Origin of the sequence: Shimazuella soli (assembly GCF_022511585.1) — a bacterium.
Taxonomy (GTDB): domain Bacteria; phylum Bacillota; class Bacilli; order Thermoactinomycetales; family Thermoactinomycetaceae; genus Shimazuella; species Shimazuella soli.
The window spans coordinates 218,154-230,292 of the sequence record NZ_JAKWBN010000001.1 but is presented as its reverse complement, the minus strand read 5'-3'; the positions used below and the strand labels follow the sequence as shown (position 1 = coordinate 230,292).

Genomic DNA, 12,139 nt, shown 5'->3' with positions numbered 1-12,139 from the left:
TCAGTAGTGAGTACAAAAAAATACTTCAGTCATCAGCATTTTAATTAATAAATTCTCCTATTTCATATACAATCCAAAAGAGAAATAAAAAAATTGCCGAGTAACAAAAAAGTAATATTTATCGGTAACTTTTATTTAAAATAATTAAAAAAGTTAATACCTAATTTCGTTTCATCATAGTGTCCATAAAATCGTTAATAATCAAACCCAATTGGTTTGGATTACTTACCATGGGCAAATGTCCAGTTTCTAATTCGACAATCCTTTGGGGTAATAGATTGGCAATCATTTGATCCTGCAACAGAGGGGGAAATTCTTGATCGTTCATCAGTTTTACATATATTTTCTCTATATCGGGTATAGAATCTCCCAAACGATCTATATAAAGATGTATGGACTCCGGATTAAATGAGTTTACAATCTCATCTGCCTGATCATTTGTTAAGTCATTGCACAACCCTCGTCGAATCACTGATTTAGGTGGTCTTGTCCCAAAAACATGTAACATTATCTTCATCAACAACTGTTTTGCAAAAGGAAAGATCGACAGAAATGAGCTGCCTTGTTGCGGAATAGCCGCCCCAATTGCAACAAATCCCACTGCACGATCTTGAAATATATTAGCAAACCTTAAACCGAGCAGCCCTCCTATGGAATGAGCAACAATCACAAACTTTTCAACTTCCCATGCTTCTACCTGTTGCTGCATGAAGTAAATATAATCTTCTAAGGTCCGTTTTTTCGTGGATTTTGTTGGGAAAGCAAGCTGTAAAACTGGGTAATTCATTTGTGTTGATACTTCTGACCAAATGCTACTATGTAAACCTGCACCATGAATGAATACAAGGCCTTTGGTTTGATTCATTTTTGCCATCGATATATTTCACCACCTTTTATCTGACTTTTTTCCTTTATAATAAAGAAACTTCCGTGACAAGTACTGTCAGGGAATAAAAGTAGATAACAAATTATTAAAAACGGAGAAGACGATGTTTCCTAACTTATATGACCACTTAAAAGAGATAATGGTATACATCCCTAAAGGAGAGACTCGCCTTCGGGATTTTCGAAATGAGCAAAAATGGATTAGTTCCAACTATAAATTTGGAATGCCAGGCAGTAGAAAAAATTTAAAAGAGCTTATTTGGGATGCATCCATCGAACCATTTTTTCTTGCCAAATATCCAGTGACAGAAGAACTATATGCAGTTATTAGCGGAAAGAATGTAAGTACAACGGAAGCCCGAAAACCAGTTGTGAATGTCTCATGGATGGACGCAGTGTTATTTTGCAATTTACTGTCTGACGAACTTGGTTTTGATAAGTTTTATGAAATAGATAACAAAAGTAAAGAAGTAGTTTGCATTGATGGTGCGAATGGATTTCGTTTGCCGACAGACGCTGAATGGCAATTTGCATGTAAGGCAAATACAAAAGGGTATCGATATGGTGAAATGGATGAAATAGCGTGGTATAAAAATAATTCGCTTGGACAACCACACCATGTCGGGGAGAAAATGCCTAATGAATGGGGCTTATACGACATGATCGGAAATGTTTGGGAGTGGTGCTGGGATTTATACGATGCAGAGACATTTGGCAATTACAGAATTATTCGCGGAGGAAGCTGGGCTGAAGAAGAGCGGGGATGCGGAGCTACTTGCCGACGTAAGAGTATGCCTGATTTTCATATAGATGATATCGGATTTAGAATTGCTAGATCGATCATTGATGTTTAAACCCCTAAGTAAACCCAGTACATTTTGCGTACTGGGTTAATCATTTTCAAATGAAACAGCATGGGCGATACAAGGGATGTTTTCCCCTTGTTGATACGAAACAGGGCTAAGCAGTGCACCTGTAGCGACAACTAAAATTCGTTTTAATTTTCCCTTGGCGACCTCTTGCATCAGTTTGCCATACGTAACTACCGCACTGCTCGCACAGCCGCTCCCGCCAGCAAACGTTTCCTGATCAGGGTTATAAATCATGAGTCCACAATCGGAAAATTGCTCTCCCATGTCATAGCCCGCTTGAAATAAAAGTTCTCTTGCGATGGGATGTCCAACACTGGCTAAATCACCTGTAACAATGAGGTCGTAATCTGCTGGTTTCCTACCTGTATCTTGAAAATGGGAAATGATAGTATCTACTGCCGCAGGAGCCATAGCAGAGCCCATATCAAATGGATTTTTTACTCCACGCTCCATTACTTTTCCGATAGTGGCATAACGTACGCGAGGGCCAGTATTGGCTTTTCCCACCACTGCTGCCCCAGCTCCAGTAACGGTCCATTGGGCTGTATCTGGTTTCTGTCCACCGTATTCAGTCGGATAACGATATTGCTTCTCCGCTGTACAGTTATGACTGGATACTCCTACAATAGCATACTGAGTGTATCCAGCATTCACGAATGAAGCGCCGATTGTCATCGATAGCATGGACGAAGAACAAGCTCCGTATATCCCCATAAAGGGAATTCCTAGTTTTTGTGCTGAAAAAGAGGCAGTGATATTTTGGTTTAATAAATCCCCTGCTAAATACACTCCGATGTCAGCCTGCTGCTTTCCGGATTTTTGAATAGCTGTATCTACCGCAGTGGAAAGCATCTTTCGTTCTGCTTTTTCCCATGTGTCTTCTCCCGCATATAAATCATCAAAAGTATGATCTAAATGTTTTCCAATGATTCCTTCTGACTCCATTGGTCCACCGACAGCAGCAGAAGCTAGAACTCTTGTGTCCGGGCCAAATTCCCAAGTTCTACCGATCATGTTTTTAGCCTCCTATCGACATGATGACCAATGTCCGAATCAAACTGACAACAAAGGCAGAGAATACACCCCAAACGATAACAGAACCAGCTAATTTAAACATATTTCCACCTACACCGAGCACAAAACCTTCTGATTTATGCTCCAAAGCAGCAGAGGCGATCGAATTCGCAAAACCAGTAACTGGCACCGCTGTACCTGCTCCAGCCCACTGCCCAATGTTGTCGTATACCCCAAAACCGGTCAAGAGACATGTAATAATGACGATAGTAGCAACTGTCATACTGCTTGCCACATCTTTTGGATATCCAAATCCTTTACCATAGAGCATGTTTAAAGCTTCACCGATGATACAAATAAAACCACCTACGAAAAATGCTTTTAAACAGTTTGCTAAAACCTTTGGTTTTGGACGATGTTTTTGCGCCAATTGATCATAAGCTTGTTCCTGTTGGACTTGCTTAGCATGTTGTGTTGTCAATGAAATAACCTCCTATAATCACAACGTTATTTTTTGCGTTTGGAGGTTATTTATACGAAATTCAATGGTTTCATTAAACTTCATTCCTGAAAATAAAAAAATCACTGCAATAGTGATTGGAAATTTGCCCTATAAAAAGTGGGTGCCCCCGACGGATCGAGGGCGGTGAGTGGTGTCTATTCTCATAGCTAAAATACAGCTATGAGAATAGACGGTCCGCTCCGGTCGTGGCCTGGAGGGCCACGACCGTTATTTTGGTGCTGGCATCCCGCCCTTCCTACCCGCCGAAGCGGGTAGGCTGGGGCCTAAGCCCCAGGCGGGATTTTGGGGCTCCCGCCCCCTTAGTGGCGCTCAGCGCCACTGAGTTTGTGGCGACTCTCCCGCCACCGAGTTTATGGCGGCTCTCCCGCCACCGAGTTGTGGCGCATCCGCGCCACTGGGTTGGCTCTCTGAGCCACCAGAAGTTTTATATATCCACGCCTACTAGCGGTACACAGGACGACGTATCCTACACACTACACTTCCTCATGCGTACATTCCCAGTCAGTAAACCTGTGGGCTCCTCTTCAGCTGCGTTCGCAGAAATATCAAGGACTAACGTCCTTAACAAATCAGCGACAACAGCATTGTATGAGAAGCTTGTTATTCCTCCACAGATTATACCTTCTGGTACAGTACGCACTCAGTTGTGCAGCTTTACAGATACGCCGCCCCTTCACCCGGGTTCGACATGATTAGTATATCATGAAAGCGATTGAAATGCTTGTTGAAAATATAAATTTATTTGTAATTTATTAAGATGTCAAAAAAACTGTAAGCACTAAAATGCTAACAGTTTTTTTAATTTTTATAAATCATTTGAAGTATGAGGATTATGTGTTTCAGATATTTCGCTTAAAGCATCACTTGCCTCGTTTTGATAAGGTGAGCGAACCGCCAAATCTCCTAAAGATACAACACCAATCAACTGATTTTGATCGACAATAGGCAGACGTCTAATTTGTGCTTCTGCCATCTTCTGTGCGGCTTCATCAACTGACATTTCCGGTGTACCATATACCAATTGAGATGACATGATATCATGTAATGTAGAGGAGTTCGGTTTTTTTTCTGCAATTCCGCGAGTGACGATATCGCGGTCTGTGATGATCCCTTTTAATTGCCCATTTTCACAAACAGGAATCATCCCGACATTTTCATCTCTCATCATGGTTGCCGCTTCGAACAGATTGTCATCTGGAGAAAGATGAGCGATATCTGTTGACATAATATCTCTTAGCTTATGCATCTATCCATACCCCCTTTTATGGTTAGCATAACCTCATTCCATAAGGGGCATTCATTTTACATATAGGAGGCAAGTAAAGTAGGTCTATTGGTTTCAAGAGAGGCTTCCTGTAAGTACTGAATCGCCCCTTTGACTAGTAACTCCATCCCCGTTTTCATCGCTTCTTCATCCACATCAAATCTCGGATGATGATGGGGTGCTGTAATTCCTCTTAATTCGTTGCCCGCACCAATAAAGCAAAAAGTTCCAGGGATTTCATTTAAATAATAAGCAAAATCTTCTCCACCCATCAACGGATCCATCTCTTCGACTTTGTCTTTTCCTACGATCTCTTCCGCAACTTTGCGCAAACGTGCCGTTTCCATATGATTGGTGACAAGCGGAGGATATCCTTTGCGAATTTCAATTTCGTAAGCAGCTCCATACATATGGCAAGTATCATGCACCACTTCTTTGATCCGTCGAAGCAAAAATTCACGAATATCTGGGGCAAAAGCGCGTACTGTTCCTTTCCATTCACAAGAATCGGAAATAACATTGGATGCATCGCCACCATGGATACTGCCTATGGAGATAACAGCTGAACGAACAGGATCGATTTGCCGGCTGATGATGGATTGGATGTTGACAATGGCATGGGAGGCAACAGCGATCGCGTCGGTTGTCGTGTGGGGCAGCCCTCCATGACCACCTTTACCAATGATGTTGACAGTGAATACATCGCTCGATGCAAGCATAGGACCTGCACGAAAACTCATATATCCAGTGGGAAGCGGGGACCAGAGATGTACCGCATAAATGGCATCTACTCCCTCTAATACACCCGCCTCAATCATGGATTTAGCACCGCCTGGCAGCATTTCTTCGGCATGTTGAAAAATAAATAAGATATTTCCGTATAATTGCTCTTTCATTGTCGTAAGAATAGATGCTGCGCCCATTAACATTGCCATATGTCCATCATGTCCACATGCATGCATCACTCCTGGTACACGAGAACGATAAGCACAATCTTTCTCGTCTTGAATGGGCAAGGCATCCATATCAGCACGCAGGGCTATCGTTGGACCGGGATGACGGCCTCGAAGCAGACCTGTGACACCGCCTCCTCCAACACCAGTCAGCACTTCTAATCCTAAGCTTTCCAAGTGTGCTGCCACACGCTTGGAAGTTTCTCTTTCTTGAAATGAAACCTCTGGATATTGATGAAATGTTCTTCTCCATGCTACTACTTGTGGAAACAATTCCTCGATCCTCTGTTTCATATATTTACTGCTACGTTTACACATAGACACATGTCCATGTGAAAATTGTTCGATGTTTCCTAATCACTCGTCAGAAGATAAAAAAGGGAAAAAGAAAAATATCCTGCACGAGTGTTAAGAAATCATACCTCCATCTCACCTATTTTCAGCATAACTTTCAGACATATATCTAGTTGTAGCAGTGTACACCTGCCTTTCTTTGAATTTTTTTCGATTTGTTGTCCTTGCACATTCAATGGTAATTGTTTTCACCTCCTTTGTATTTCCTCCACTTGTTACCTTGCTTTCAGATGGGGTAACATACTATCATGATTTAAGTAGAGTTCAACATACACTTTAGGGGGTACTAATATATGCTTTTTCCTGAAGCAAAAACAAAAGGATTTAAAAAAGAATTTAAAGAAATAGAGCAACTGATGAAGGCGCTTGGCTTCACTCGGTGGGCTTGGGATTACAGAAAAGTTACATATGATTACAAATATACGGTGGATGGAGTCGATTATTACCTGCGGCTCCCATGTCGTGTCGTAAATGACAAGCAATTGGAAAATCCAAAAGCTGTCGTGGAAACAGATACCCCTGTTTTTGCCCGTCATTTCTTTCCACATGGATTAGATAATGATGTCCTTGTACCAGAAAAACTCCAAGCAGAAGTTCACGAAAAAATTAACGAATTGGAAAAAAATTTATCAGCATAAATAAAGAAAACTTGCTGATTGGCAAGCCTATAGGCGCAGACAGAAGCTTAGTTGCACTTATGCAGATAAGATAAAATTTATACTATCTTATCTGCGGAAAAGAGAAGAGGTGGAAGGGTATCCTTCACCTCTTTTCGGTTCTATGTAGGGACAAAAGGGAAAAAGAAAACTACCCAGTTGGCAGCTTTCTTTCCCATTTTCAACATCTAACCTATACCATTTTCTAAACTTTCTTCATCAAAATGGTTGTCACTTTTTTGGCTGTTTTTTTCTTTTATTTCAACGCCTTCAACTTTTACGTTTACTTCGACTACAGAAAGTCCTGTCATATTCTCAATCGCATGCTTCACTTCTTTTTGTAATTTGCGACATACATCATGAATAGGGACACCAAATTCCACAATAACCCGAAGACTGACGGCTGTCTCCACTTCACCTGCTTCAACTGAGACGCCTTTTCTCATGTTCTTCCCGCCAACACGTTTGGCCCAGCCTTCTGTGATACCTCCAGACATACTAGCGATACCATTTGCTCTACTTGCGGTTAAACCTGCAATAACGGCTACTACATCATTAGATATTTGAATCAAATTCTGTTCTGCCATATCGTTTGCTACTACTTGCTTAAAAGTAGCATGTTCTCCCCCTTCCTCTTTGTCATGATGGACGAGGAAATCTATGTCGGAAAATTCGCAAGTAATTGTTACAGTTACATTTTATACAATTTACGGTACTATTTCAAACGGTTTAGCTCACTTTGTAGCCAGCTATTTTTACCATCATCTGTACTTGTGGATGAGTTAAATTAACTTTATAGCCATAAAATATTTTATCTTGTATCTCTATCTCATAAGGAAGTAAGTATTTACCCTTGACCAATCGATTAAACAAATGATTGGACTCTAACTCATCTAGGTGGAATTTGCGTGATATATCGTTTTTAATCCATGTACTCCCATAACTTTTTCCTATGTTGTTTGGATCACGGTACCATTCATAAATTTGAACAACTGTATTGTGAATTAAACGATCTACCTGAGAGAGAGTACTTAATTTTTCGACATTTAGAAATTCAAGCAAATTATGTGCTTGATCGCAAAACTCATGCAGTTGAGCTGACTTGGATAAACTTTCATCCCATAGGCAGAATAACTCTACCCTTTTTCCTTTTGACCATAAGCGATCTAAAAGAGGAATCATATCTTGATCTGCACTTACAATAACATACGTATGAATTTCTGGTATCTGATACAAGACCTCCATGGTATCTAAACAGAGTTGAATATCAGCAGCATTTTTACGCTCTTTACCTTCTCGCCCATTGCTGTATACTTGATTTACATGGACTCGTTTTTTTTGTAAACTCATCATGGACAAGTCGACTTGTTCAAAATCGGCATATGCTTCCATCATACGAATCGAATCTTTGCCATAATACTCAGTTAATCGCACAAACAAATTATGGGAGTCATCGGGATGGTCGGGGTCCATATGGTACTTCTTTAGCCCGTAATAAACATTTTCTAAATCGATGAAAATAGCTGTATCCTTCCGATAATCCACTTGCAGCCCCTCCTTCCATATTTAAGCATGTTGGGAATATTCTCTGAAATTTATTGTTTTCCTGCTTTTTTCCGGTGATAATCATTCGACTTTTGAAGGAAACATATTGACAAATTTCGTGTTTTTTGTATGTCCATTACCAATTAGCAGATGCTAACACAAAGGAGTTAATGCTATGAATCAAAAATGGTTTTATCCTGTACTCATTCTTTCTACTATTGCTAGCGCAGCAGCAAAATTTCTCGGCGGCAATCAATCCCTCCAGTTCGCCCTCGCTTGCCTATCTTTATTATTTTGGGCAGGCTTGCTAGGAAAGGCTACTGAAAATGTAGCACATTATGCTGGTGAGAGGTTAGGCGGATTATTGAACGCCACCTTTGGAAATGCAGCAGAATTAATCATCGCCATCTTTCTTGTAAAAGAAGGACTGTTCGACATGGTGAAAGCCAGTATCACCGGTTCTATTATCGGAAACTTACTACTGGTGTTGGGGTTGAGCGTTTTTGTCGGCGGATTAAAATTTAAAATTCAAAATTTCAACCCACTTTTAGCCGGCCACAATGCCTCCTTGATGATGCTAGCAGTTATCGCTTTAGTAGTTCCTGCTGTGTTTCTAAAAAATATGCCTGCTGTAAAGATCAATAATGTGAGCCTTATTATCGCTTTTGTACTTATTATCGGTTATTTATTATGGCTCTACTTCTCCCTTGTTACACATAAAAAGGAACTTGGCGACAACATTGATGGAGCGCCAAACGATGAACATGAAGAACCTGATTATTCCATGGGAATGTCTATCTTACTTCTCGTCGTTTCCACTGTGTTTGTCGCCATACAGAGTGAATGGTTAGTACATACGGTTGAGCATGTAGCAAAAGCATTAGGTTGGTCAGAATTATTTGTCGGTGCTTTCTTAATTGCCATTATCGGTAATGCAGCAGAACATAGTGCTGCTGTCTTCTTAGCGATGAAAAATCGTATTGGTGCGGCTGTAGAGATCGCGATTGGCAGCAGTTTGCAGATTGCCTTGTTTGTATCTCCAGTTCTTGTATTTGTCAGTCTTTTGTTCCATAAACAAATGAACTTAATTTTTACGGCATATGAATTAACTGCCATTGGTGTATCTGCCATTATCGCATCCTCTATATCCAGAGATGGTTCCACGAACTGGTATGAAGGAACCTTGCTCCTAATCGTCTATGTTATTTTAGGCACGGTATTCTTTGTTGTTTAGTCCACCACTAGGTGGGCTTTTTTTGCTCTCATAGGAAAATAACAGAAAAAGACGAAGTAAGAGGAGATGGGAGGAATGGAAAATGTCCGTTTGGCGTTTTGAAAGAGAAGTGGAAAATATAAAAATCGAGATTTCCCGATTAGAAAAAATCATGAATGAAAAGCAAGATGATTTCCAACTTGCCACGAGGAGAGGAGATGAGTCCAAAGCAAGACAAGATCGAAGAGAACAACTGCAAATCAGCAGCAAAATCCGACTACTGACTCGGGAACTGATCTTAGCAGAAAGAAAACTGGAACAAGCCATGGAAGAAACGGATACAAAAATATCCCCTACAAATGGCGGGGATATGCTAACCTTCTAAAAGAATCGTATATAAATCTGCTAATTTTTGTTCTAGTTCATGTAATATTTGCTGCCCATCTTCTCGATGGATCAGACCAACTCGAACCGCAAAATCGATCTCCCGAGACAATCCAAACATTTGCGTATCTAGAACTTCTTCGTATAAAGGACATTTAGGTAGAGTTAAGTTGGCGAGTTGGACTGCGATCAACTGCTCTATCTTTTTTGCATCTTCTCGTAAAAGGATCAATGCCTTCTGCCTGCTGTCAATCTCTATTGGAGCGGTCAAGAATGAAACCCCCTATCTACCGTAGGTACACGGTTCTTCTTGAATTTCTATGTTAATTATAAATATCCTAATGCACCTATGCTACAATTAGTTTATCACGAACAAGATCATTTTTGCAAAAGACTATAGAGAAGAGGATAAAAGCTAATGCATGACATCATTCAAGTGACTGGAAATGTAAAATTTAAAATCACACTCGATCCCACCATATGGATCTTTGATGATCGTCGTTTTGAACTCGCTGACCGCATCTCGGAAACCAATGGTTTAGCTATCGAAATAGAACCTTTCATCCACTATACAGAACCCGCTGAGGATACTACGCATGCTGTCTGTCACCTCCATGACGGGGAAAAGATTCATGTTCCGTTGGCAACTCTACTATCGAGTTACCTCTGTTTTGCCATTGATGGAAAACCGATAAAAGAAGGCGGACCTGCCCTTCTATACTTTGCTGATGGTTCAAATAAGGATAATCCAATAAAGGCTATTAGAGAAATAGAAATGGTATAAACTACCATCTTATATCACCTATATAGAAATGATGTGAGCAAAAAATGAACCAAAAATTGATCAATACCATTAATAAACACGGACCGCAGAATCCCAAATTAAAAATAGTAATTCACTTTTTAGCAATAACTCTCCTTTTCGCAGCTGGCTATGGCCTCTTGTTTTTATTAAACGCACATCTTGTCACCGCAATATTAATTGTTGGATGGACTTTTCTATTCCCTATTGTCTCTTTGCCACTCACGATTCGAGCTTGGAAAGAGTATAAAAATTAAGAATTTGGCGATCGTTGTCCGAATTACAGGAGAGGATCGCCGCTTTTTACTCTTCAGACACTACTTGAATTTGTTTCTAATGAATCAGAAGATTTGTATTTCATAATCGGAATCATCACCAATGCACCGATCAAAAGAAGCATACCAGCACCTGTATAAATGGATACGAGTGAGTAAGTGCTTTTCAAAGCGCCTGCAAATGACATGGATAACACCATCATCCCTATAAACATCGGATTGAGCAATCCGTTCACTCGACCAACAATGGAGGCATGAGACCATTTTAAGATCATGGTACTAATTCCAATATGAATACATGGCATTATCAACCCATTTATAAATTGTATCGTCAGTGTTAATGGCACACTTGTTGAATATCCAATGATAACCGTACAAAGTGCACTAGTCGCCATTCCAAATGCCAGCAAATATTGCGGCTGAATACGCTTTGCGATAACTGCAATGACCCCGCCTCCTATCAGCATGGCTCCCCCGCTTACCATCAACATATACTGCAAAAAATCTTTCGACTGGCCTAATCTCTCTGTGACAATGAACAAATTGAGCGCTTGAATCATGCCGACAGCCAAACCCGCCAAAGCAAACGTAACTCCAAGGGTTCTAAGCAAAGGGCTCTTCCAGACATAACGAAAACCTTCCATAAATTCTCTTCGGAACTGATTCTTTTCCATTTTTGAAGCGGCTTTGATCTTATCTTTCGGCAGTCGTATAAGGACAAGAGCCGAAAACAAAAATACAATTCCCATTACCATAATGGATATTTCCAATCCGAAGTTGCTGTAACAAAACGTTCCCAACATGGGACCAAGAATCGAAAAAGTAGCCATTAGCGACTGAAATAACGCCATCATTTGCTGTAACTGATGCTCAGGAACATGTTCCTTTATGAGACGCATTCCTGATGGTTGTGAAAATTGGGACAAAATGGCCGAGATAAATGTAACAAAGTATACCAACTGCCATGTACCAAAGTGTATGGCAGACAAAACCAGAAATACAGAGACAGCGGAAAGCAAATCGCACCAGATCATGGTCTTTCTTGGCATCCAACGGTCTGCAAATGTGCCGCCAATAAAGGAAAATACGAAAATCGGCGAAAACTCAGCCACACTAATTAACGATACAGCATATGGATCATTGTGGGTCTTATCCGCAACATACAGCAATATAGCGAAATTCCTCACCCATATTCCAATCTGCAAAAGTATATTTGATAATAGTATTGTCTGAACGAATCGATTGCCGATCAAACTGGGTGCCTTTACAGCTTCTTGCTTTGAATTCAAATTGATCCACTCCTTTTTGGTTTATCCTTTTTATTCACTACCTGACCTACCCCCATCCTCTTATTCATTTATCAAATCACTCCATCAAAATCGTACTACATTTATGCAAT

At 40.4% G+C, this 12,139-nt stretch carries 15 protein-coding genes; 6 read left to right on the top strand and 9 right to left on the bottom strand.

Translation table 11 applies throughout. The annotated features are described in order from the left end of the window. Positions 1 to 160: 160 nt before the first annotated feature. Positions 161 to 874, bottom strand: a complete 714-nt coding sequence (locus tag MK805_RS01270; RefSeq protein WP_240873375.1) for an alpha/beta fold hydrolase — start codon at positions 872 to 874, stop codon at positions 161 to 163. Between the two features lie 115 nt (positions 875 to 989). Here MK805_RS01270 and MK805_RS01265 point away from each other — a divergent pair, with 115 nt between their 5' ends. Then, positions 990 to 1,739 carry a formylglycine-generating enzyme family protein gene (locus tag MK805_RS01265; RefSeq protein WP_240873374.1) on the top strand — a complete coding sequence of 250 codons (750 nt, stop codon included), beginning with the start codon at positions 990 to 992 and terminating at the stop codon, positions 1,737 to 1,739. A gap of 36 nt (positions 1,740 to 1,775) precedes the next feature. On the opposite strand, the gene spoVAD is transcribed toward MK805_RS01265, so the two are convergent. The 4 genes from spoVAD to MK805_RS01245 all read right to left on the bottom strand — a co-directional run bounded on the left by spoVAD (position 1,776) and on the right by MK805_RS01245 (position 5,829). Continuing rightward, positions 1,776 to 2,771: a stage V sporulation protein AD gene (gene spoVAD, locus MK805_RS01260; RefSeq protein ID WP_240873373.1), complete on the bottom strand. Its 996-nt coding sequence runs from the start codon at positions 2,769 to 2,771 to the stop codon at positions 1,776 to 1,778. A gap of 4 nt (positions 2,772 to 2,775) precedes the next feature. Further along, positions 2,776 to 3,258, bottom strand: a complete 483-nt coding sequence (spoVAC, locus tag MK805_RS01255; RefSeq protein WP_420833043.1) for a stage V sporulation protein AC — start codon at positions 3,256 to 3,258, stop codon at positions 2,776 to 2,778. Positions 3,259 to 4,099: 841 nt separating this feature from the next. After that, complete coding sequence (locus MK805_RS01250) at positions 4,100 to 4,540, bottom strand: CBS domain-containing protein (RefSeq protein WP_240873371.1); 441 nt, start codon at positions 4,538 to 4,540, stop codon at positions 4,100 to 4,102. A 56-nt stretch (positions 4,541 to 4,596) separates the two neighbouring features. After that, entirely contained in the window at positions 4,597 to 5,829 is a 1,233-nt protein-coding gene (locus MK805_RS01245) for a M20 metallopeptidase family protein (RefSeq protein WP_240873370.1), read from the bottom strand. A 329-nt stretch (positions 5,830 to 6,158) separates the two neighbouring features. On the opposite strand from MK805_RS01245, the gene MK805_RS01240 reads away from it, so the two are divergent. Continuing rightward, positions 6,159 to 6,503 carry a YugN family protein gene (locus MK805_RS01240; protein WP_240873369.1) on the top strand — a complete coding sequence of 115 codons (345 nt, stop codon included), beginning with the start codon at positions 6,159 to 6,161 and terminating at the stop codon, positions 6,501 to 6,503. Between the two features lie 206 nt (positions 6,504 to 6,709). On the opposite strand, the gene MK805_RS01235 is transcribed toward MK805_RS01240, so the two are convergent. Together MK805_RS01235 and MK805_RS01230 are read right to left on the bottom strand one after the other, a co-directional pair. Then, positions 6,710 to 7,108, bottom strand: a complete 399-nt coding sequence (locus MK805_RS01235; RefSeq protein ID WP_240873368.1) for an Asp23/Gls24 family envelope stress response protein — start codon at positions 7,106 to 7,108, stop codon at positions 6,710 to 6,712. A gap of 142 nt (positions 7,109 to 7,250) precedes the next feature. Then, positions 7,251 to 8,066, bottom strand: coding sequence for an NYN domain-containing protein (locus MK805_RS01230; RefSeq protein ID WP_240873367.1), 816 nt, complete (start codon positions 8,064 to 8,066; stop codon positions 7,251 to 7,253). 175 nt (positions 8,067 to 8,241) lie between these two features. Here MK805_RS01230 and cax point away from each other — a divergent pair, with 175 nt between their 5' ends. Beyond that, positions 8,242 to 9,300 (top strand): calcium/proton exchanger, encoded by a 1,059-nt coding sequence (gene cax, locus MK805_RS01225; RefSeq protein ID WP_240873366.1) that lies wholly within the window; start codon positions 8,242 to 8,244, stop codon positions 9,298 to 9,300. Positions 9,301 to 9,382: 82 nt separating this feature from the next. Further along, positions 9,383 to 9,664 (top strand): hypothetical protein, encoded by a 282-nt coding sequence (locus MK805_RS01220; RefSeq protein WP_240873365.1) that lies wholly within the window; start codon positions 9,383 to 9,385, stop codon positions 9,662 to 9,664. Here the strand turns inward: MK805_RS01220 and MK805_RS01215 are convergent. After that, positions 9,653 to 9,934, bottom strand: coding sequence for an Fpa/YlaN family protein (locus MK805_RS01215; RefSeq protein WP_240873364.1), 282 nt, complete (start codon positions 9,932 to 9,934; stop codon positions 9,653 to 9,655). The two genes, MK805_RS01220 and MK805_RS01215, sit on opposite strands and share 12 nt — an antisense overlap. Positions 9,935 to 10,081: 147 nt before the next feature. Here MK805_RS01215 and MK805_RS01210 point away from each other — a divergent pair, with 147 nt between their 5' ends. Together MK805_RS01210 and MK805_RS01205 are read left to right on the top strand one after the other, a co-directional pair. Then, a complete protein-coding gene (locus tag MK805_RS01210; RefSeq protein WP_240873363.1) occupies positions 10,082 to 10,447 on the top strand; it encodes a molybdopterin-binding protein in 366 nt (121 codons plus the stop codon). A 44-nt stretch (positions 10,448 to 10,491) separates the two neighbouring features. Further along, positions 10,492 to 10,722, top strand: coding sequence for a hypothetical protein (locus tag MK805_RS01205; protein ID WP_240873362.1), 231 nt, complete (start codon positions 10,492 to 10,494; stop codon positions 10,720 to 10,722). Between the two features lie 53 nt (positions 10,723 to 10,775). Here MK805_RS01205 and MK805_RS01200 read toward each other — a convergent pair whose 3' ends face one another. Then, positions 10,776 to 12,029, bottom strand: coding sequence for an MFS transporter (locus tag MK805_RS01200; RefSeq protein ID WP_240873361.1), 1,254 nt, complete (start codon positions 12,027 to 12,029; stop codon positions 10,776 to 10,778). Positions 12,030 to 12,139 lie beyond the last annotated feature (110 nt).